The 21,736-nt window shown below is 61.2% G+C and carries 18 protein-coding genes and 1 pseudogene; 1 reads left to right on the top strand and 18 read right to left on the bottom strand.

Annotated features, from left to right (window positions below; all coding sequences use genetic code 11):
* Nucleotides 1-83: 83 nt before the first annotated feature.
* From ACAG24_RS21790 to ACAG24_RS21760, 7 genes are all read right to left on the bottom strand, one after another.
* Complete coding sequence (locus ACAG24_RS21790; protein WP_005110614.1) at nt 84-326, bottom strand: hypothetical protein; 243 nt, start codon at nt 324-326, stop codon at nt 84-86.
* Nucleotides 323-2,098 (bottom strand): ThiF family adenylyltransferase, encoded by a 1,776-nt coding sequence (locus tag ACAG24_RS21785; RefSeq protein WP_011768281.1) that lies wholly within the window; start codon nt 2,096-2,098, stop codon nt 323-325. The genes ACAG24_RS21790 and ACAG24_RS21785 overlap by 4 nt, the downstream gene beginning before the upstream one ends.
* On the bottom strand, nt 2,095-3,108 hold the full coding sequence (locus ACAG24_RS21780; RefSeq protein WP_005110610.1) for an SMODS domain-containing nucleotidyltransferase: 1,014 nt from the start codon (nt 3,106-3,108) through the stop codon (nt 2,095-2,097). The genes ACAG24_RS21785 and ACAG24_RS21780 overlap by 4 nt, the downstream gene beginning before the upstream one ends.
* Nucleotides 3,095-4,210, bottom strand: coding sequence for a CBASS cGAMP-activated phospholipase (locus tag ACAG24_RS21775; protein WP_011560565.1), 1,116 nt, complete (start codon nt 4,208-4,210; stop codon nt 3,095-3,097). Before ACAG24_RS21775 ends, ACAG24_RS21780 begins: the two co-directional genes overlap by 14 nt.
* A gap of 177 nt (nt 4,211-4,387) precedes the next feature.
* A complete protein-coding gene (locus ACAG24_RS21770; protein WP_011560566.1) occupies nt 4,388-5,131 on the bottom strand; it encodes a nucleotidyl transferase AbiEii/AbiGii toxin family protein in 744 nt (247 codons plus the stop codon).
* A complete protein-coding gene (locus ACAG24_RS21765; protein WP_017205323.1) occupies nt 5,128-6,039 on the bottom strand; it encodes a hypothetical protein in 912 nt (303 codons plus the stop codon). Before ACAG24_RS21765 ends, ACAG24_RS21770 begins: the two co-directional genes overlap by 4 nt.
* A 614-nt stretch (nt 6,040-6,653) precedes the next feature.
* Nucleotides 6,654-7,816, bottom strand: a protein-coding gene (locus ACAG24_RS21760) for an IS3 family transposase (protein WP_225323256.1) whose coding sequence is annotated in 2 segments (ribosomal slippage) — nt 6,654-7,529 and nt 7,532-7,816 — 1,161 coding nt in all. Because the reading frame shifts where the segments join, the coding sequence is not laid out codon by codon here.
* A 68-nt stretch (nt 7,817-7,884) separates the two neighbouring features.
* On the opposite strand from ACAG24_RS21760, the pseudogene ACAG24_RS21755 reads away from it, so the two are divergent.
* Nucleotides 7,885-8,328, top strand: a pseudogene (locus tag ACAG24_RS21755) (DDE-type integrase/transposase/recombinase); the annotation flags it as partial.
* Nucleotides 8,329-8,368: 40 nt separating this feature from the next.
* On the opposite strand, the gene ACAG24_RS21750 reads toward ACAG24_RS21755, so the two are convergent.
* The 11 genes from ACAG24_RS21750 to ACAG24_RS21700 form a co-directional block, all read right to left on the bottom strand.
* Nucleotides 8,369-9,568 carry an acyl-CoA dehydrogenase family protein gene (locus ACAG24_RS21750; protein ID WP_011856018.1) on the bottom strand — a complete coding sequence of 400 codons (1,200 nt, stop codon included), beginning with the start codon at nt 9,566-9,568 and terminating at the stop codon, nt 8,369-8,371.
* Between the two features lie 160 nt (nt 9,569-9,728).
* Nucleotides 9,729-10,835, bottom strand: a complete 1,107-nt coding sequence (locus ACAG24_RS21745) for an NDMA-dependent alcohol dehydrogenase (protein WP_011560572.1) — start codon at nt 10,833-10,835, stop codon at nt 9,729-9,731.
* A 148-nt stretch (nt 10,836-10,983) separates the two neighbouring features.
* Nucleotides 10,984-11,394, bottom strand: coding sequence for an SCP2 sterol-binding domain-containing protein (locus ACAG24_RS21740; protein ID WP_005110592.1), 411 nt, complete (start codon nt 11,392-11,394; stop codon nt 10,984-10,986).
* Nucleotides 11,395-11,485: 91 nt separating this feature from the next.
* Entirely contained in the window at nt 11,486-12,544 is a 1,059-nt protein-coding gene (locus tag ACAG24_RS21735; protein WP_005086581.1) for a BtrH N-terminal domain-containing protein, read from the bottom strand.
* Nucleotides 12,545-12,593: 49 nt separating this feature from the next.
* Nucleotides 12,594-13,739: an acyl-CoA dehydrogenase family protein gene (locus tag ACAG24_RS21730; RefSeq protein ID WP_005086582.1), complete on the bottom strand. Its 1,146-nt coding sequence runs from the start codon at nt 13,737-13,739 to the stop codon at nt 12,594-12,596.
* A 38-nt stretch (nt 13,740-13,777) separates the two neighbouring features.
* Nucleotides 13,778-15,397, bottom strand: coding sequence for a fatty acid--CoA ligase (locus ACAG24_RS21725; RefSeq protein WP_017205326.1), 1,620 nt, complete (start codon nt 15,395-15,397; stop codon nt 13,778-13,780).
* A gap of 26 nt (nt 15,398-15,423) precedes the next feature.
* Nucleotides 15,424-16,077: a transglutaminase-like domain-containing protein gene (locus ACAG24_RS21720; RefSeq protein ID WP_011560574.1), complete on the bottom strand. Its 654-nt coding sequence runs from the start codon at nt 16,075-16,077 to the stop codon at nt 15,424-15,426.
* Nucleotides 16,074-17,531: a cytochrome P450 gene (locus ACAG24_RS21715; RefSeq protein ID WP_011560575.1), complete on the bottom strand. Its 1,458-nt coding sequence runs from the start codon at nt 17,529-17,531 to the stop codon at nt 16,074-16,076. Before ACAG24_RS21715 ends, ACAG24_RS21720 begins: the two co-directional genes overlap by 4 nt.
* A 115-nt stretch (nt 17,532-17,646) precedes the next feature.
* Nucleotides 17,647-19,176: a flavin-containing monooxygenase gene (locus ACAG24_RS21710; protein WP_011856019.1), complete on the bottom strand. Its 1,530-nt coding sequence runs from the start codon at nt 19,174-19,176 to the stop codon at nt 17,647-17,649.
* Nucleotides 19,177-19,252: 76 nt separating this feature from the next.
* On the bottom strand, nt 19,253-20,218 hold the full coding sequence (locus tag ACAG24_RS21705; RefSeq protein ID WP_012296509.1) for an alpha/beta hydrolase: 966 nt from the start codon (nt 20,216-20,218) through the stop codon (nt 19,253-19,255).
* Complete coding sequence (locus ACAG24_RS21700; RefSeq protein WP_011560579.1) at nt 20,215-21,732, bottom strand: flavin-containing monooxygenase; 1,518 nt, start codon at nt 21,730-21,732, stop codon at nt 20,215-20,217. The genes ACAG24_RS21705 and ACAG24_RS21700 overlap by 4 nt, the downstream gene beginning before the upstream one ends.
* Nucleotides 21,733-21,736: the final 4 nt, after the last annotated feature.

Below are 21,736 nucleotides of genomic sequence, written 5' to 3'. Positions count from 1 at the left end.
GCTGCTCGCCGCATCGAGACGCCGCGAGCGGCAGGCCGGACCAATAGCCTGACCGTCGCTGACCTGCGATGTGAGAACTTTCTTTACTGGTATCGAGACACCTGCTCGATACAGCGGCGAAGGCGTACCGCCGCTAACAGGAAGAAGTGCAGGTCACGTTCAAGAGTTTGGAGTTCCACGTGGTCGGCGTGCCGCTTGTTGAAGCGTCGGTCGATGCGTCCTGATTGGAGCGCCACGGCGTTGATCCAGTTGGTTGCCTCGGTGCGAAGACGCTCGACAATGACGCCCTCTGATGGGGCATTGCGTTGACGTTCCGTTGCCCTCATTCTGTCCCTGCTGTGTGATCCATGGGGTGCGTTACACCGGGGAGGAAGTGGTGTCGGGGGCCGCTGGCCGCGTGCGGCAGAGCGATGAGGTGTGTGCCCGAAACCGCGGAGTCCGGTTGTTGGAGGTGGCTTCCGATCAGGTTGACGAGTGTGGCTGCGACCGCTACGAGGTCGGCTGCCGAGCCGTGGAATGTGGGGACCGAGCAGCCCCTGGTTGGTATAAGTTCGTCATCGCTGGGTTCTTGCCACAGCGTGTGGTAGAGCTCAAGTCCGCTGTCGCCCTGGATTGTTCGGCCAGCGTCTTGATCGATGCTGGAAACTGTCGCTGTTGCGCTTGCGGCGCACAGCACGGCTAGGCCGAGCGTGCCAGAGCGAGCGTCTGTGGCGACCTGAGCGATCAATGCCTTTCGCGTCGGCGCAGTTGCCAACGCATCGAGACAGCTCGTGATGCCGTTGTTCACTGTGGCGTCGATGATGAGATCCGCTGCCAGGCATGACGTGTGGTCTTCTGGGAGGTGCCCTTCTGCGACGGTGACCGTCAGGTCATCACGGATCGCGCGGAGCCGTCCAGCGAGTGCCTCGGCTTTGGAACGGCCAATGTCGTCTTCGACGTAGTTTTGTCGGACGAGCAAGCCGCCGGTGACGATGCCAGGGTCGCACACGGTGATCTCCGATGCTCCTGCGCGAGCGATGAATTCGGCGATCCATGATCCGAGCCCGCCGCAGCCCCAGATGTGGACAGTCTTTCGTTGAAATCCGTTCACGGGGCGGCCGTCGTCGCGGCGGGTTGTCACTTCGGGTCGTTCGTCGGACATCCTGCACCACTCAATCGGGATTTCAGTGTTGATCTTCGCGGGGTCGAGAACAACCCCCACACCCCGTTGCTGCGCGACCTCGCGGAGCGCATTCGCCGTTGGGGTGGGGAGCCGTCCGCCCAAGAGGTGGGGTGGGCCTCCAGCGGGGTGCGGCACGGCGAGGACGAAGTATTGCTCGGCGTCGTGGTGATTTCGTAACGCACTCGCCAGGAGGGCGGTGAGGAACGCCGGCGATTGCGGTGCGATCCGGGGAGCCCGTCCTTCGAGGCGGTCAAGGTAGGGGTCGTCCAGGAGAGCAAGCAGTAGCGCGAATGTGGATGCGGCACCGAACGGCAGCGCGGTGGCCAGGGTAATTACCGGTACGCGATGCCCGGCAGCTCCAGGCGAGTACGTCAGGTCGTATCGGTGCGTTGACCGGGCGATCAGGTGAGCCGTTTGGTGGCGCTTCGCCGGTCCGGGTTCTCGGGTAACGATCGTCGGTGTGTCATGTGCCTGATGCGGCACTCCGCCAACAGCGTGGTACATGGCGGTGGCGGCGTCGAAGTTTCCGGCGGCCGCGTCGACGAGCCAGTCCCAAAGGCGGGTGAGTAGGCCGGCCACACCAAGCGTCGGCTGCCATTCCCGTGAAGGATCCAAATAGATGCATAGTCGTTGACCCGCGAGCACATGGGGGTAGCCGAGAAACCGAGTGTGATCAACGTCGATAGCCGGTAGCGAGTACGAAGAGGGGCGAAGCTGAAGGATGAACTCCTCGGTCTCTTGAAGTTGCAGGCCACCCGGATGATGCGGGATGGCGGCCGTGCGTAGCGAGATGCGGAGCGACGCCTCGCCGCTAGCGTCGAGCGTGGGTCTTCCTCGGACCTGGATTTCGTTGGGACGTTGTTGCGCTAGCGCTTTGAGTTCGGCGAGGAGATGCTTCTGCCAGCCCGTCAGCGTGGGCTGGTGGCGTCTGGTCACCCTGCCCGACCAGAGCGCCCCACTGTTGAGTCCGCGGCAGAGGTGGCTGCTGGAAACTTCGCGCTAGCGGTTGTTGTGGCCGGCGCCTTGAATCCGTCGCCGAAGATGTTCTGCCACAGCTGGACACTGCGGTCTTTGTCTTTCTCCTCGTAGGCCGCTTCGATGTCGGCGGCATGCACGTGGATTCGGTCACGGAAGTAGCTGTAGGTCGCCTGAGCGCTCTCGGGGTCTGGTCCCCACCGGTGGTCGAACGTCACGCCGGAACCGGACGGGTCGGCGATGGAGGGCTTGATCGGGTTCGCTTGCAACCAGGTGTCGAGGTCTTGCACGACATGAAGAAGAGTTGTGGGGACGTTGCTGTAGTAACTCGGGTCCAGGAGCTTGCGCAAGTCTGTTACCTGCTCCCCCAGCATGGTGGTCAGCAGGACTGAACGTGTGCCGGTGAACGAATTCTTGTGATCACGAAGGTATTTCATGAGTCTGATCACTTTGCGTAAGTTCCCGCTGGCGATAGAGTCCTGTTTCTTCATCCAATCGGTGAAACCCTGCGGGTTCGTCAGCTCCCACTCGTTGTCGTCGCGGTTGACGATGACCTCTCGACCGTCGGCCAGGTTGAGGTGAGGGACGATGTCGACGTGCATGGAGTTGGCGTAGACGAGCCGCGCGCAGCGGCACTTACGTGAGTGCGGCATGGTGCCGTAGGTGCTGTGCCGATGCAGGGCTGCGTAGACCTCATCGATGTAGGTCTTGGGGTTGTCGGCCCAGTCCGGGTTCTGGCTCATGTCGAGCATGAAGTCGGCGTCGAACTCGTTGTCACCGACGGGGTTGATGATCGTGCGGTGTGCCCAGGAGCCTTGCGGCGTCTTGCCGGTGATCAGCGCACCGATTTCGACGTCGGCTTTGAGTGCCTTGTAGATGGCTTCGACGCGCTGGTTGAGTAGGTCCAGTTTGAACTGGCTGAGATTGACCGTGTCTTTCAGCAAGACGTTGAAGTGGTCAGCGAGTTGCATTGGGGGCCTCCGTGTGTGAAATGCTGCCCGGATCGTCGCGGTGTCGGCGTCCGTTCACCGGTGTGTATGCGGGCGCCTGGTGGTCAGCGAATTTCGCGGTGTAGCTAGGGCTGAGTTCTCGGCTGACTGAGGCAGCGAGGCCGGCCACGTCCTTTGGGTCCGCCGAGTCCAGTGCGTAGAGGCCGCCGGGCACTAGAGCGTCGAAGCGCGTGTAGTTGGATTTGCCGATCAAGTGTTCGGCGAGGCCCTGTCCGCCACGGCTGCTGGCGTTAAGGATCAGCGGGGCAATCGGTCTTGCCCAGTGTAAGAGTCCGCCGCGGTCCAAGCGCTTGGGGTGATCGGTCAGCTGATCAATGGTGCCGACGTTGAGGACGGTAATCGCGTCGAGAGGAACACCGAGCATGCTGACGGCCTCGGCGATCGCGACGACAGCCGGGTTGTTGGCCCATACTCCGCCGTCAATGAGCCTGTGTCCGTCGACGTACGCCGCGGGGAAGTACAGCGGCGCCGCCGAGGTCGCCAGTGCAACGTCCACCATCGGTATGCGCCAGTCGCGGGTCAGCCGTGTGTGGTGCGGAGTCTTGAAGATGTGCACGGCCCCGCGTTGTACATCCCACGCGGGAATGACGAGTCGCTTCGTGCTGTCGCCAAGGAGTCGGGCTCCGAGGACGCCGGTCAACGCTTGCCGCAGCGCCTCTGCGTCATAGATGGGCGATCTCAGCTGCCGTGGTCGGCGCCATCCTCGCCGCCTCGACGCCGGAAAGACTTTCTCGACCAGTTCTTCGTAGTGGGAGACAATCTCCTTCGGCGTGAGGCCCGCACCGAGACCCAGTGCGACGATGCCGCCCGCCGACGTGCCAGCAATGAGGTCGAAGGAATCGGTGATCCTAACGCCCAGATCCTGCTCCAGACGTGCAAGCACATGCGCAGTGAACAACGCCTTGGCGCCCCCTCCATCGAGAGCGAGGACCTGGAAGCGCTCGGGGCGCGGGCCAGCCGCCTCGCGCTCGGCTGCTGGATAGACCTGCGCGGCGAATTCGCCAGGTCCCGGCGAGGACGTACCATTATCAAGGTTGGCAGGCGTCGCGGGAACTACATCCATGTAACTAGACTACGCCGCTCCGCCGACAACGACCTAGCCGTTATTGCCACCGGCGTGGGGACCCGCGCAGCCAGCAGCCATGTCAATGCTCCGGCTCAGCATTTGCCGGCTCCGTCGAGACCGAAACCGTTTCGCTCGGCGTAGCCGCACGGAAACGAACGACTGTCTGCTGGTGCGTCATCGCGACACGATGGCGACATGGCGCCGGAGCAGCGCCCGCACTCTGGCCGGCACCCTCGTCGGCGGACTGGAGATCATCTGCGCTGCCACACGCGCAGCGTCGCCGCGCTCGCCGGCCTTTGTGATCTTGGGGTCGCCCAGGCGCCACGGCGAAGCGTGGTAATCGGGTTGTGACGCGACGATCTCCAGTAGTGTCTCGATATCCTGGAGGTCACGTTCGGAGTCGCGAACGGTACGTGCCAGCATCTTCAACACGAATGCTGCCTCGACGTCGGGAACCGGAATTTCGAACTCAACCGTGTCGCCGTCGGTGAGTCGGGCTGTGACGGCGACTTCGATCGGCGGTAGGGCGAGCGCCAACCGCAGCCCTGGCGCTCCGTCGAAGGCTCGTTCGCCGATGATCCGCTTGCCTGGTTTGGCTGCGGTGGGAACTAAGAGGTCGACCGCTTGCTCACCCCGCTCGTAGCGGTTGCCGCACTCAGCGGTGTACCCCAGTGCGGTGAGTCGATCGTGGAGGTTCCCGGTGGACGCCACGTTGACGTCGATCCCGGTGTCTGCGTCGGAGGTCAGTCGCGGTATGCCCGACACGTTGTAGACGTGCCGCAGCAGTCGCACCATGTGACCGCCGATGACGCGGTACTCGATGTCGGCAGTGACTGCGGCCACGTCACGCAGTGCACGCATTCCGTTGTCGTCGGCCACCGCAGTGCAGGCGATTTGCACCGATGCTGTTCCGGTCACCGGTGCACGATCCAGTCGCTGAGATGCTGCGGTGCACCGTCGCCAAGATCGGCACCGCCGCTGAGGTCCTGAAGCGCAATCACTGGATCCACAGTGATGATGTCGGAACGCTGCGTATCACGAACCCGCCGCCACCAGGCCGCGGTCGTCCAGACGGTCGGGTCGGCGGGAACCCGCACAGTCAAGGTCGCTTCCTCGGCGGTGGCCTCCACCAAACCGAACTCGGAGAGGTCGACCAGTTCTTTGGCATAGACCAGACCTCTGGTTGGTACCTGCCACGGTCGCAGGACGTCGGCGGCGACCTCGCCGCCAGCAAGGATCGGCACGGTGAGCTCGGCGCCGAGTCGGGTCGCACTGCGCACCTGCTCCACTACCGGATCCATTCCATACCAGTACGTTTCGACAAGTCCGCTGTCCGCAGGTACCAATGCCAGTTTCACCAGGAGCTCCCGGCGCGCAGCCTCGGTCATCGGCGTGTCCGGCAGCGGATCCTTCTCGGTCATTTTGGACACCGCCTGCTGGCTAACTCCGATGGCCGCGGCAATGTCGCGTTGGCGGAGGTGACCGCGCGTAAGCACACAGACCCGTTCAGCCGCCCGCCGCCGCCAGCTGCGCTCGCTGGCGGCGCGGGGCGGCCGTCCTGGTGTTGGCGTTCGGTAGGTTCGCCCGGAGAGCACCAGTTCGCCGGTGCTGCCGACGCTGAGATCCACGTCAGCCTGAGCCAGGAGCGCTGAACGTGCCTCATCTGAGATGGTCTCGCACACCACGAATACGCGGCGGCCTGGATGGCGGCGCACACGACTAAGGACTGCGGCCGGAGATGGCACACGTTCTGCCAGAACCAGGTCCGCTACTACGGCGCGGCCATCGATTCGGTATGTGATGCTGTGTGCATCACCAGTCACCATCCGCACGCCTGCGTCGACCAAGCGGGCAGGAATCGAAGCAGAGAGCACGTCTGTTACTCTACTCAGTGACTACTTGTCAAACAACCTATTGTCGATAAATAGCGTTCTGGTTGTTTGACTTCGACCAACCAGTGGCGTACAAACCGTCCATTGATCCGTCATACGCTGGTGGAGTTTAACGGGCCTAGCGTCGAGGAACCTGAGCAGATAGAGCTACTCTGACGTTTTCGCGGCGACGCCGGTAGCCCAGGCATCGCTGACAGCCGCTGACTCTTAATCAGCGGGTCTGGGGTTCGAAACCCTGACGGCGCACCATGCAAACGCAATGCTCAGGCAGGGTTGTTGTCGTTTCGGAGTGTTTGCTGCCTGTGACAGATGTGACCGATGTGACCGAAAGGTCTCCATATTGTCCCCGCGCTGCGGAAGCAGACCCACCACAGCAAACGGCGCGTCGGCGTGACATGTGAGACCGCCGTCCTAAGGTCGTGCCGTGTCTAATATGCCTCCCGACCCCGATGCATCTGACTCACGCGAGGACGGTGCACCTACCAAAGAGGCCTGTGCCAAGCTCTATCAGGAAGTGGGTCTGCTGCACGATCAGGTGACAATTTCGGTCACGCGGCCTGACTGGCCGTCGTGGTCATGATGGCTTCGTATTCGACGGGGGTCAACCGGCCGAGGGCGCCTTGGCGGCGACGTCGGTGGTAGGTGCGTTCGATCCAAGTGACGATGGCGATCCGCAGCTCCTCTCGGGTGGCCCAGCGGCGGCGGTCGAGGACGTTCTTCTGCAGCAGGCTGAAGAAGCTCTCCATCGCCGCGTTGTCGCCGGCCGCGCCGACACGTCCCATTGAGCCGACCATGCCGTGATGGTGCAGGGCCTGGACGAACTTTCGACTTCGAAACTGCGACCCTCTGTCCGTGTGAACCACGCAGCCGGCGACCACCCCACGGCGGCCGACCGCGTTGCGCAGCGCGGCGGTCGCCAGGCGTGACTTCATTCGGGAGTCGATCGAATAACCCACGATGCGGTTGGAGAATGCATCCTTGATCGCGCAGAGGTAGAGCTTGCCCTCGCCGGTATAATGCTCAGTTATGTCGCTGAGCCACAACATGTTTGGCGTTTCAGCGGTGAAGTCGCGCTGGACCAGATCGTCGTGCACCGGCGGTCCTGGTTTGCCGTTCTTGCCGCGCTTCTTGCCGAACACGCTCCACAACTGCTGCTGTGAGCAGATGCGCCAGGCGGTGCGCTCGGCCATCGGCTCGCCGGCCTCACGGGCCTCCTCGACGAGGTAGCGGTAGCCGAACTCGGGGTCCTCGCCGTGCGCGTCGAACAGGGCGTTGGCGCGGTATGCCTCGACGAGTTCGGCATTGGTGATGGGATTTGCCCGCCAGCGGTAGTAGGGCTGGCGGGCGAGCTTGAGTACCCGGCGCGTCACCGCGACGGGAATCCCGTCGGCGGCGAGCTCACTTACGAGCGGGTAGACCCTTTTCCCGGCAGATTGGCCTGCGACAAGTACGCCGCTGCCCGCCGTAAGACTTCATTCTCTTGTTCCAACAACCGATTTCGGCGTCGTAGCTCGCGCAGATCAGCGGAGTCATTGGTGCTCTTACCTGGCTTGGCGCCCTCGTCGACGTCGGCTTGGCGCATCCACTTGGTCAACGTCATCGGGTGCACGCCGAAATCGGTGGCGATCTGCTCGATCGTCACCCCGTCGTCGCGGTTACGGGCAACGCGGACGACGTCGTCGCGAAATTCACGGGGGTAGGGCCTAGGCACACTGACATCCTTCCAGCCCGCCCGCTTTGGGCAAGCCAACTCAGATGTCACCTATTGGTGCAGCAGACCCGATGATCGTGGGCTGGCGGGTAGCGTCGCACATGCGTACCACCATGGTGCTGGATGCGTTGGAGATGGCTCGTTGGTCACGCGGAAACACATTGCCGGGCTTGACATGTCACTCCGATGCCGGATCGCAATTCACCTCTATCCGCTATGGCGAACGGCTCGCCGAGATCGGAGCGGTCCGCTCGATCGGCACGATCGGAGACAGCTACGATAATGCCCTGGAGACGGTGAACGGCTACTACAAGGCGGAGCTGATCTACGGGCCAGTCCGCACCAGGCCGTGGAAGACCGTCGAGGACGTCGAACTCGCGACCCTGAGCTGGGTGTACTGGCACAACACCAGCCGCTTACACAGCTACCTTAATGACATCCCACCCACCGAGTTCGAAGCCGCGTTCCACGATGCACATGGGACCGACCAACCCCTGGCCGGAATCCAATAACCCGAGCCTCCGGGAAAGTCAGGGCGATTCAATCAAGTAGCTAGAGTCCGATACGTTTGGCGATGACCTCGTTCATGATTTCGTTGGTGCCGCCGCCTATTCCGAGAATTCGGCAATCTCGATAGTGTCTCTCGATCTCAGACTCACGCATGTAGCCCATCCCACCGAAGATCTGAACCGCCTCATTGACCACGTAGTCGCACGCATACACAGCGGTGTTCTTGGCCATCGACACCTCGGCAACGACATCCTCCCCCGCTAGCCACCTCTGCATGACCGCACGGGTGTAGGTGCACGCCACGTCGACCTGTCGAGCCATCTCCGCAAGCTTATGGCGAATGATCTGGCGCCCCGTCAAGGGTCTACCGAACGTTTCACGTTCCCGCGCCCAACTCTTGGCAAGGTCGAGAGCCCGACCCGCCGTCGCGTACGCCTGGACGGCGATGCCGAGCCGTTCAGCCTGAAATTGCTGCATGATCTGCAAAAACCCACTGTTCTCTGCCCCCACCAGGTTGTCAGCCGGTACGCGAACGTCGACGAAAGACAACTCGGCGGTGTCGCTACATCGCCACCCCATCTTGTCTAACCGGCGGGACACTTCGAATCCAGGCGAATTCTTGTCGATCACAAGCAATGAAACTCCACCGTAACCCGGTCCGCCGGTGCGTACCGCCGTAGTAACGAAGTCCGCTCGAACTCCGCTGGTGATGAACGTCTTTGCTCCGTTGACCACGTAGGTGTCCCCCTCGCGCACCGCGCGTGTGCGCAGATTCGCGACATCTGAGCCTGCCCCAGGCTCGGTAACGCCCAGCGAGCCGATCATCTTTCCTGCGAGCGTAGGACGGACATATCGTTGAATCAGGGCGTCGGAGCCATTGGCGGCAATGTGGGGAAGGGCAATGCCATGGGTGAACAAGGCGGCGCAGACGCCAGTGGACCCGCCTGCGGCCAGGATGGCCTCAGTGACCAGTGCAGAGTCAATCGCATTGCCGCCGCTGCCGCCGACTTCTTCCGGGAACCCGATTCTGAGAAGCCCCACCTCGGCAGCATTGAGATGCAGGTCGCGCGGAATCTCACCCACGTGCTCCCATTCCGCTAGCTTCGGCGCGATTTCACGTTCCGAGAAAGACCGCGCCATTTGGCTCAGCGCTCGTCGCTCCGGCGTGGTCCACACCTCCGGGGCGATAGCGAAACGAGCAGCCCCATCCCTGCTTGCCGTGGTCGTGCCAGCGTCCGTCATCTCAGCCTCCCAGAGAATGTGATAGATGATCGATGAGGTGTCTGATGCTTGCCGTCCTCACGACGGGAAAGAAGGACCCGACGCCAACCACCCAAGGGGCCCGGCCGCATGATCTGCAGCAACGCAAGGACATGGAGACCAGCAGTGGGCATGATGCTCTTCAGAACCGGACCAGCCCTCGGATATTTTTTCCTGAACGCATATCCTGGTAGCCCTCATTAATTTGGTCGAGGGAGTATTCGCGGGTGACCAACTCATCGAGCTTCAACAACCCAGCGGAGTACAGCTCGACCAGTCGCGGAATATCGTGCGGCGCATTGGATGAGCCATACAAAGCGCCACGAATCTGCTTCTCGTAAAGCGTCATTTCAAGCAGTGATCCTGAGATCGATGAGTCGTCGGGGTGCCCGATGGCCGTGACCACGACGCGCCCGCGCTTTCCGACCAAGGCCAGCGCTTCCGCGGTGTAGGAGGCCTCAGCCACATCGGTGGTGAGGATGCAGACATCAGCCAGCTTGCCCAGCGTCATATCGCTGACCAGCGACCAAGCTTCATCCATCGAGGCCGCGGTGTGCGTCGCACCGAACCCGCTCGCTTGCTCTCGCTTGAACTTCACCGGATCGACCGCCACAATCGCCAGCGCTCCCGCGATTCGCGCGCCCTGAATCGCATTCATTCCGATTCCGCCCGCTCCCACTACCACGACGGTGTCCCCGGCGCGCACCTCCCCAGTCCGCACCGCAGATCCGTAACCGGTCGTGACGCCGCAACCGATCAAGGCTGCCCGATCCAGGGGGATTCCGCCGTCAATCTTGACCACGGACGCCTGCGGCACCACTGTGTACTCGGAAAACGTCCCGAGCAAACACATCTGCCCGACGTCCTCGCCTCGTGCGTGAAAGCGATAGGTGCCGTCGATCTGCGGTCCCATCATGAGCGCCGCTCCCAACTCACAGAGATTGCCCATGCCGCGCGCGCAGTACGAGCAGCGCCCACACGAGGGAAGGAAGGTCAAGATGACAGAATCACCTTCGGACAGTTCCTCAACCCCTTCGCCGCACTCCACGACTGTGCCAGCACCCTCATGACCCCCCACTACCGGCAATGGGATCGGGAGGTCGCCGGTCACCAGATGTTCGTCGGAATGGCACAAGCCGGTGGCCGCCAGCCGCACGAGGACCTCCCCGGGACCTGGCGGATCCAAATCGACTTCTTCGACCTCCCACTTCTGCTCCAAGCCCCACAAAACAGCCGCACGTGTCTTCATGTTGAAGTCCCTTCTATCGAATTACGCTTCTCGAGTAGTTATCCCGACCGCGCACGGTGGTCGCGCGAACTGTCCTGGATGATCTCCGGGCACATCGCCCAGAGGCCCGCGCCGCTCACCCGGGCCCGGGCGCGGTACCGCACCGACATCACACATTGAGCAGGTCGTGACGCTTGTCGGCCTCAAGGATTGCCCGGTATTCCGGAAAGAGGTTCTTTGCCTGCGGTATGAGCTTGATCAGTTTGGTGACAGGACCTTTCGCTCGTACAGTTCCTTTCGCCATCGCCATGGTCAAGTTCACCTTCCCCAACCAGAACCTGTTGCCGGTATCCGCGGACATGAACAATTCGACATTCGGTGTAACGCCACTGTCCGCGCCGGTCTCTACGACCTTCTCCGGCATATCCACGGTTACTACCGCATCCGGATCGGTGTAGTGGATCCGTAACACCACCCCGGACCCGGCAAGTCTGTTCGCAAGGTCTTCGTTCTCCAAACCTCGTCGAAAGATGCCGGCGAGGTAGCGGTAAACCTCTTCCGCATCAGCGAAGACAGCCATCGTGATTCTCCCTTCCTATGACACAATTCAAAGCGCTCAAATAAATCTGCTGGGTCGCAACCAGTTCGGCTTGCTCCGAAGCAATCAGAACTCATAGGAGTAGATCTCCTGCCTCCCTCAGCGCCTCCGCGAGTCGACGTTCGGCTGTCGGCAATTGCGCAGCCACGGACGCGGCGCCGCTCGCTCTTCGGTGCGGATCTGCACCGCGGTCATAAGCGGCGTGCGCAACCGCGGTCCACAACTCAGATGCGGTCTTTGCAGCCTCCGCTGCTTTAAACGCAGGTTCGAAACTCAACTCTTCAGCGACGCGCCGACATCCACGTGCTTGCAGATCTCGGAACAGACCGCCTCCGGTTCCGGCTTTTTCGATGAAGGCGCTCAGCGCAAACAAGGCTCCGTCGAGGGTGTCGTCGTCAAAGATCTTCGGCCACCGCTTGAGATCCTCCACAAAAGTCGATACCCCTGGTAGCCCACGCACCTGAATTTCACAATCGGAGTCCTCGGTGATCGGCGCGCTCACACACGAACCCTGCATCGCGTCCGCGGACCTACGGAAGGCCGACCGGGCAGCATTGCCGAGATCTGGTGCCGCGCCGGGCCACTCGACTACGTAGGTGGTGTGCCGCGTGGGGACGGGAAATCCCGTCGATGCCCGCGCCTTCCGTAGATTCTCGTAAGGCACGGCTTGAGGTGTATCGCGATCGTTATCGACCACGAAGGCGAGTTCCTCGTCGTCGTCGTACCCTACGATCACGACATCGTGCCGGCTCATACTCAGACGCGTTCTCAGATAGGGCAATTCGGCGATGTCAGTCCACACCATGACCGGCGTACCGGCATCGATCTGTTCGGTCACCCATTTCCACCCGAGATCGGGGTCGTCTGTCGAACGACACTCGAAGCGCGCGCCCAACCGGGTCAAGTATTCGTCTTCGAGGTCCGCGCTGCGTCCAACGAGGTAGATCGGTGGACGTAGGTGGGCCGAGCGAACATACGAGAAGTCGAGGGCCCCGCCGAGAGCAAACACGATGCCTTCGTCCGGGGTGTCATCACCCCAACGGATCCCGGCCCATTCGGTCAAATCCCGAAGAGCCCCCGATCCGCAGTGGCCGCCCATGTCGTGGCGATACGGCACCACCATCGATGCCATCAGTCCTCCTCCTCTAGATGACTAACGTGCGGGCGGCAACTCCTCTGAGTCATAGGGAACGCGAGATGATTTCCTTCATCACCTCGTTCGTGCCGGCATAGATTTTTTGCACGCGCTGATCCACCCACAACCTCGAGATGGGGTACTCGGTCATGTAGCCATATCCGCCGTGAAGCTGCATACAGTCATCGAGTACCTTCATCGCTCGCTCAGTGGTCCACCACTTCGCCATGGCGACGGTCTGCACGTCGAGTTGACCCGCAAGGTGCAGGTCGATGCAGTAGTCGAGGAACACTCGTGCGATGCGCGTTTCTGTCGCGGCTTCAGCCAGCGTGAACTTGGTGTTCTGAAAGCCAAAGACAGGCCGACCGAACGCCTCCCGCTCACGCGTGTACTTGAGCGTCTGCTCCAGGGCAAGTTCCATCGCTGCGACAGCCCCCACCGCGACGATGAGTCGCTCTTGTGGCAGCTGCGTCATCAGCTGAATGAAGCCCTGTCCCTCAGACTGGCCCAGTAGATGCGAGCGCGGAACTCTCACTTCATCGAAGAACAACTCGGAGGTGTCCTGGCCGCGCTGGCCGATTTTGTCGAGAACCTTGCCGCGCCGGAATCCCGCCCGGTCAGCCTCGACAACGATCAAAGAGATGCCCGCAGCGCCCTGGCTCGGATCTGTCTTGGCAACAACGATGATGAGGTCGGCCTGTTGGCCGTTGGTGATGAAAGTCTTGGAGCCGGTGATCACGTACTCGTCACCGTCCAGGAGGGCTTTTGTCTTGACGCTCTGCAGATCGGACCCGGTCCCCGGTTCTGTCATGGCGATCGCCCCGATCATTTCACCGGACGCCATCTTGGGAAGCCACTGCGCGCGCAGCTCTTCAGTCGCGTACTGCAGGATGTAGTGGGCGACGATTCCGCTGTGCAGTCCCGCGCCCCATGAGCTGTCACCTATGCGGGCCTGCTCTTCAAGCACGACCGCTTCGTGCGCGAAAGTGCCACCGCCTCCGCCGTATTCCTCAGGTATAGACATGCAGAGCAGGCCCAGCTCGCCTGCTCGGTTCCACAGTTCTCGGTCGACGTGGTGCTGGTCTGCAAAGCGGTTCGCATGCGGCGCCAATTCGGCCGAGAAGAACTTCGCAGCGAGGTCACGAAGCTCGAGTAATTCGGCATTCATCCAGGGAGAGATTGGTGAGGACATGATTACCTTCCGACTGTTGGAATTCCAGGGATTTGACGTTATGACGTTTCGATTTCGATGAGGTATTCGCCGGCAGAGTGGCGCGCACGGATGACCTTTTTGTCGTACTTTCCGACGCTCGTCCTCGGAATATCGGACACGAAGCTCCATCGCTCGGGAATCCACCATTTGGCGACTTTGTCCGCAAGGAACGATCGGAGTTGGTCAATGTCAACGTCGGTTCCGGGGTGGACGACGACAAGCGCCAACGGCCTTTCCTGCCATTTATCGTCCGCGACGCCGACTACCGCCGCTTCGTACACGGCAGGGTGGCCGATCAGCGTGTTTTCCAGCTCCACCGAGGAGATCCATTCGCCACCTGACTTGATGACGTCTTTCGAGCGGTCGGTCAGTGTCAGATAGCCCTCGGCGTCGATCTTGCCCACATCACCGGTACGCAGCCATCCTTCGTCGAACTTCTCCGTATCGTTGTTTCCGAAATAGGACCCGGTGATCCAGGGACCGCGCGCCTGGATCTCCCCAACTGATTGCCCGTCCCACGGCACGTCTTTCCCGTCGTCGTCCCGCAACCGGATTTCGACACCGCAGATCGGTCGGCCCTGGGATGCGCGCAGCTCCCAGCGCCGCGTCGCGTCGGCTCTGTGAGCCGGACGTGCAACGGTCGCCAACGGAGAGGTTTCGGTCATACCCCAGGCCTGCACAATGGGCACGTCGTACTTCTCTTCGAATGCCCGCATCAACGAAAGCGGAACAGCAGACCCCCCGCACGCGACCAGCCGTAACGAAGAAATGTCCCGCTCAGGGTGCGAATCCAGATATCGGTCGACATCGTTCCAGATCGTCGGCACTGCACCGGCCAAGGTCGGTCTGGTGTCTTCGATGATCGACACCAACGGTTCGGCTTGGAGATACCGGTCAGGCAGTACCAGATCCGCACCGGACATCAACGCTGCGTAAATAAGCCCCCACGCATTGGCGTGAAACATTGGGACGATGGCCAGCACACGGTCGGCCTCGCTGACTGACAAAGCGTTAGCTGTGCAGGCGGTCAGGGAGTGAAGGTACGTCGAACGGTGGCTGTAGACGACGCCTTTGGGATCTCCGGTGGTACCGCTCGTATAACACATGGCCGCGGCGGACAGCTCGTCGAGCTCAGGCCAGTCAAATGATTCTTCTTGGCCGGCAAGCACTTCCTCGTAACGCAGAACGGTCTTCCCGCATCCCTGGAGCGGGGCAAGGTCGCCCTCTCCGGTGACGATGACGGTGTGCACCGACGCCATCGCTGGGAGCGCGCGCGCCAACAACGGGGCAACCGAAGCGTCGACTAGGACGATCTGATCGCTCGCGTGATTGGCGATGTACGCCAGTTGCTCTGGGGCCAAACGAATGTTGAGCGTGTGCAGGACCGCGCCCATGGAGGGAATCGCACAGTAGGCCTCCAGATGTTCCTGGTTGCTCCACTGGAAGGTGGCCACGCGTTGGTCTGCCGTGACGCCAAGACTGCGCAGCGCATTGGCAAGGCGAGCCACTCGCGCCAGCACAATGCGGTAAGGCGTTCTCCGATATCCATTTCCGGTCGGAGTGACGACCTCGCTGTCACCGTGTATGGCTGCCGCATGCTGGACGATCGCCGACACCGTGAGCGGAACATTTTGCATTGTGCTTTGCATCGTGTAGTGCCCTTTCAGGCGAAGAGGTCGGGACGGCTGTTCGGCTGATCGATGAATGTGCCGTAATGCGTTCTCAGTGCTTGCAGGATGTCTGCTAGGGGTAGATCGTCGTAGGCTCCCCGGTCGCGCAGATACTCCATGTGCTGGGTGCCGTCAGCGGTGAAACCATGGAGTAGCGCGTCGCTACGGCCGTCGAATTCGATCGGCGAGACACCGAAGCGTGCGCACAGCTCGCGATTGAACGCCGGGGTGGCCTTTACCCACGCACCGTTGAGGAACATGAGACTGTAGCCGTGGTAGACGAAAACGTCGCTACCACCCATCCGCTCGCGCAATGCCTTGGTCTGGAGGTGGTTTCGGACGTCGGCGAACCCCAGCCGCGCCGGGATTCCCGCCGCTCGGCACGCTGCAGTCAAGAGCACGGCCTTCGGGACGCAGTAGGCCCGTTCTGCGGTCGCGACGGTGCTGGCGCGGTACGCGTGCGGGTTGTCGGTCACCGTGTAGGGGTCGTACCAAATGGAGTCACGGACCGCGGTGAAGATGGCGATGGCCTTCTCGGTGTCGCCGCAGGCACCACGGATCGCCGATGACACGAAGTCACGTACCGAATCTTGTTGCCAGTCAAGAAACTCCGTGGGTTCGAGGTAGGGGCTGTGGTCGACGGTCATCGGCGCTTCATCTCCAACGGAAGTCCGTCCACCGGAATGGGCAGCGAGGTGTTGTCCCATCGGACGTGATAGTTCTCCGGAACCTTCCAAGTGAACGAACGCAGCATCCTGTGCAGGATTGCTTTGACTTCGAGCGTCCCGAATTGCATGCCGATGCACTTGTGCGCTCCACCTCCGAACGGAACCCAGGCGAATCGGTGGTGTTGGTCTTCGCGCCGAGGCTCGTCGAAACGTGAGGGATCGAACCGCTCCGGATCACTCCAGATCGTTCGATCGAAGTGATTCACGGCAGGCGTTATAGCGCATAACGTGTTCGAGGGGATGTGATATCCATCGATGGCGACATCTCGAACCGTCTTGCGCATCACCAGCGGAACAGGTGCAAGCAGTCTGAGCGCTTCCTTGATCACGAGGTCGATGACCGTCATCTTCTCCAGGGCCTCGATGTCCGGCAACCCGTCACCGATGGCCGCGGCTTCCGCAGCCGCAGCCTCCTGCCACTGCGGATACTTGGCAAGGAAATAGGTGACCGCTGTGGTGGTGATCGTCGAGGTGTCGTGGGCCGCCATCATCAAGAAGATCATGTGATTCACCACATCCTCGTCGGAAAACCGCTCCCCGTCTTCGGTCGTGGCTTGACAGAGAGCAGCGAACAGATCCTCCGTTTCACCGGCTCGCGCGGCCGGCAGATGCCGGAAGAAGTAGTCCTCCAAAACGCGCCGCCCTTGCACACCAGCGCGGAATCTGGTTCCCGGAAGCGGAGCACGCACAAGGGAACTCGCCGCCCGGACCGTAGCGACGAACGCCTTGTTGACAGCATCGCTCTCGTCCTTGCCGCGGCCGCCCATGAAGACGTCGGTAGCGATGTCGAGGGTGAGTTCCTTCAACAGTGGGTAGATTCGAACCGACGGGCCCACCGGCCACGCAGGCACTGCCGAGCGAACGCATGGCGTTACCTGTTCGACGTATCCGGTCAGGCGCGGACGCGTAAACGCCTCCTGCATGATGCGCCGGTGCATCAAGTGCTCGTCGAAGCTCATGAGCATCAAACCGCGATGGAAGAAGGCGTCGATCAGGAAGGACCAGCCATCCTGAGAGAATGCTTTCGCTTCGCTCGTGAACGCCTCTCGAGTGGCGTCAGGGCCGGCGATGACCACCATCTTGGTGCCGAACGCGCCCATCCACGACACCGAACCCAGACGGTCGTAGCGCTCTCGACTGAAATCCGAGCCGAATCGGATGTAGTCGAGCGTGTGACCTACGAAGGGCAGTCCGGCATCCCCCCGGACGGCTTTCAATCCACTGCCCGCGGGTGCCGGTGCCAGTTCACGAACCGGCCAGTCCCGGCTCCATCGACGCCATCTGTCGTCGACGGCGTGAGGCGCGGGGACCATGATCACAGAGGACAACCGCTCCTTCACGTGGTGCGCAGGTGCGAGAAGGTGATTCGTCATGGTTCCTCCTGGACGCTGGGCCGCTTTGACGGCGTCCACCAGTCTTTACAAAGATGCCATTGATGTCAATATCTAGACATTATTGGCCTAGCGGTTAAGTGCGCGTCTCGTGCCCTTAGTCGGCCAGGCTCGGTTCTGCAGGGTCTCCGACCTTTAGACGCCCGACGTTTCTCAAGACGTAATCGCCGCTGTGCGGCTTCCGGGTAAGGAGTCGATAAACCAAGGTAGGCCCCGGCCAGTTCGTCGGGATTTCCCCGCTCGAGGTTCGATACCAGCTCGCACACAGCGCCCACACCGACCTCCGTAGTCGCCTTCTCAAGCGCGTGTTGTAGCGTTGCGCGCTCTCCGTCCTGACATCGATCGCATGACCCGGATGAGCAGCCACGGCTTTGATGAGCGTTGCGATGTGACGGACTTGTGACTCGATCATGTAGAGGATCGACCCCGAGCCCACATTCGTGTTGGGACCATAAAGCAGGAACAGGTTCGGGAACATGGGGACAGTGATGCCCAGATATGCGTACGCCTGGGTCTTCCACACCTCGGCCAAGGAGACTCCGCGAGAGCCGCGCACGGACATCGGGGCGAGAAAATCGGTGGCGCGAAACCCGGTTCCGTAGATCACGACATCTGCAGGACGAAACTCTCCATCCACGGTCTTGACACCGTTGTCGCAGAGCTCTGCGATAGCCTTCGGCACCAACGACACGCGATCACTCGCGATTGCTGGATAGTAATCATTCGAGAACAGCACTCGCTTGCACCCTGGCGCGTCCGAAGGCATCAATTGCTCGCGCAAAGATGGGCTAGCAACCTGCCGATGTAGGTGGCGGCGCGCGATCGCACCGAGGACGCGTGAGAGGGGCTTCGCGTCGACTAGCGTCACAGCGAGCAACTCGAAAATTAGCCATACCGCGAAACGCTCGAGGCGCAGCGCCATCGGCAATAACTCGCTCACCCTGTCGTGAAGGACTCCATACCTGCTGTCCCACTTCGGCAAGATCCACGGAGCCGTGCGCTGATATAGCGTGACATGCTCCGCCTCCTGGGCGATGTGTGGCACGAATTGGATGGCACTAGCTCCTGTGCCGATGACGGCTACTTGCTTGCCGCGAAGCGAAACCGATCGGTCCCAACGCGCCGAATGAAAGCGCGGCCCCTGGAAGGTGTCTGCGTCGGCAATAACGGGTACGTGGGGCAAGGAGAGCTGACCCACGGCCGAGACGACGACATCGCAGGTTATTGTCTCGTTCGAGTTCGTAACCAGGGTCCAACGCCCTAGCTGGTCATCGAAGGTCATTGCGACAACTTCGGTCTGGGTACGCAGATGCGCGGCCAGTCCGCCACTCTCCACGAGTTGTTGGAGGTACTTGAGTATCTCGGGTTGCTCGGCATATCGCCGTGACCAACGAGGATTGGGCTTGTACGAGAGTGAGTACAACGCTGACGGCACGTCGCAGGCCGCTCCCGGATAGGTGTTGTCACGCCAAACACCCCCGATGTCTGCAGCCTTTTCCAGGATCGTGAAGTTCGTGAACCCGTCCTTCTTCAGCCGGTGGGCCATCGCAACCCCGGCGAAGCCGGCCCCGATGATCACGATCGACGGATCGTATGCGCGACAGGCCGTCGCGAAGTTGCTGCTCATGAGGCAGAGACGACTGACTTCACGCTGCGGCGGTCGAGGTGGTGTAGGTGTAGGAGCATTGCCTGTTCGGACACTTTCACCTGACTTCCGAGGCTTCAAGGAAGCGTCCCGCTCGATGAATCGCGTCTCGGGCTTCGGGAAGAATCCGGAACATAGCCTGGAATACATGGATCTGTCCCCGGTATACCTGGATCTCGACGTGGGATCCAGCTGATTGAAGTCGCTCGGCGAGACGGCGCGAGTCATCGATCAACATTTCTCTCCCGCCCACCTGAATGAGGATCGGCGGCATCGAGGTGAGGTCCGCGTCAAGCACGCTGAGGCGCGGATCTCCGCGATCTGCGCCACCTACGTAGAGGTCAAGAGCGCGCGCCGCTGATTGAGCGGAGGCAAAAGGATCCCGGCGGCGAATTTCACGCGCTCTGGCAAGTTCGCACCTGAGATCCAGGACGGGAGACATCAGCAGCATCGCATCAGGGAGCGGCAATCCAACTGCACGTGCGCCCAAGGCCGTGGCCATCGTGAGCTGACCGCCCGCTGAATCGCCGGCAACCGCGACGGTGCGCTGACAAGAACCCGGGGACCCTCCGCTGGTAAGCCAGCGATACGCATTCAGCGCATCGTCCGCGGCTGCGGGATAGGGATACCGCGGGGCAAGACGATACTTCACTGCGAAGATGGGGCGCCCGCTCGCCGAGGCGAGTTCACCAAGAAGACCGCGGTGCGTCTCCGGCGAGCACATAGAATAGGCGCCGCCGTGGATGTACAGCAAAGGGTTGGCATGCGGATTAATGGCAGGCGTGGTGATCCAGTCCCCACGAACCGGGCCTCCGGCGAATACAGTGTCAACCTTGCGCACTGTGACGCCGCGCCGAGGCCGTGAGGCTACGAGCGCTGTTCGAAGCACGCGATCCATCACCGCAAGTCCGTAGGCGTTTGATGGCATCAGCTGCGCCAGTGGCCGCAGCGTGGTTCGCGAGGACATCGCGACGAGATGACTGGCAAGACTGGGCTGCCAGTCAGGGGCATCCATTCTGGTCACCGGGGACACACCTCTTCGGGCCGATTCTCGAATCGGTAGTCCGAGAGGCGAAAGGTGCGGCTCCGCCAATAGGTCTCCAGAGTCGTTGATGGACGGAGTGGAACGTCACCGTGCCTGTCGAAGTAGTAGCTGTTGGCATTGGAACAGCTCGGCTGCCAGAAAACCTGTCTGTGACGCCGCCTTAGCACTTCGGCGAAATAACGGTCGTTCGCCTCCTTCTTGACCTCCACGCAGTTAGCACCCAGCGCCCGCGCGCGACGAAGACACCGGACGATGTGCCGACTCTGCGCCTCGATGAGCGTGAAGTACGAGGAACCGTTGTAGCCGTACGGGCCGAAGATGTTGAAATGATTCGGAAATCCCGGGACGCTCACCCCTTCGAAGGCCTGCAGTCGATGCTCGTCCCACCATGTAGCCTGCTCCAGCCCGCCGCGTCCCTTCAATACGTAAGTTGGCATGTTGCCCGACTCCATCACTTTGAAGCCGGTGGCCAGGATCAAGACGTCAATGGGATGAGCTTTGCCGTCTCGAGTATGGACGGATGCATGGTCGATATGGGTTATGCCGCTCGTCTCGAGCGAAACGTTGGACCGGTTGTACGTTGCGAGATAGGAATTGTGGAAGCTGGGTCGTTTACAGCCCAACGAGTAGCGCGGAATGAGTTGTTCTCTCGTCGTCGGGTCATGGACCTCACGCCGCATGTACCGCTTTGCGGCGCTCTCCATGACATCGGCGAACGGTATCACCGTATGAAAGTGAGCGGCGATTGGGAAAGTGATTTCCACGAACGCCTGGCTGGCGGTCCGGGTCGCCAATTGTGCCCCCGGCAGGAAATGTAGAAGCCTTCCACCCCACGTCGGTATGGGGAAGTCTGGCTTCGGCAGACAATAAATTGGAGTTCGCTGAAATACCGTCAGACTCTCTGCTTTCTTTGCGACTTCGGGTATCAGTTGCACCGCCGATGCACCGGTACCGATTACTGCAACCCTCTTCCCGCTGAGATCTTTGGCATTGTCCCATCTAGCCGTGTGGAGCGTAACGCCGGCGAAATCTCGCACCCCCTTGATTTCAGGCCACTTTGGCCGACTGAGAACGCCGGAGCAATTTATCACGAAGCGTGCCGTGAACTCCTCACCATTGGCACTGGTCAAATGCCACCGTGTTGCGTTCTCGTCGAAACAAGCCTCGGTAATGGTTGTGTTGAAACGAATATGGTCCCAGAGCCGATACTTTTCAACACATCGCTCGGCATAGGCTTTGAGCTCATTGCCGTGGGCGTACGTGCGCGACCAAGAGGGCCGCATTTCGTATGAGAATTGATAACTGAACGACGGTATATCGACAGCGATACCCGGGTAGGTGTTCCAGTGCCACGTACCACCTACGCCATCGGCGTCATCAACCATCAAGAAGTCGGTAAATCCCGCCTTCATCAAGCTAATGCCAGACCCGATGCCGGAAAATCCAGCTCCTATGATAATTATCTCGTAATTACGGTCGGACTTGCGATCCATTCCT

Source organism: Mycobacterium bulgaricum, assembly GCF_041287165.2.
Classification (GTDB): domain Bacteria; phylum Actinomycetota; class Actinomycetes; order Mycobacteriales; family Mycobacteriaceae; genus Mycobacterium; species Mycobacterium bulgaricum.
This window is presented reverse-complemented; position numbering and strand designations above follow the sequence as displayed.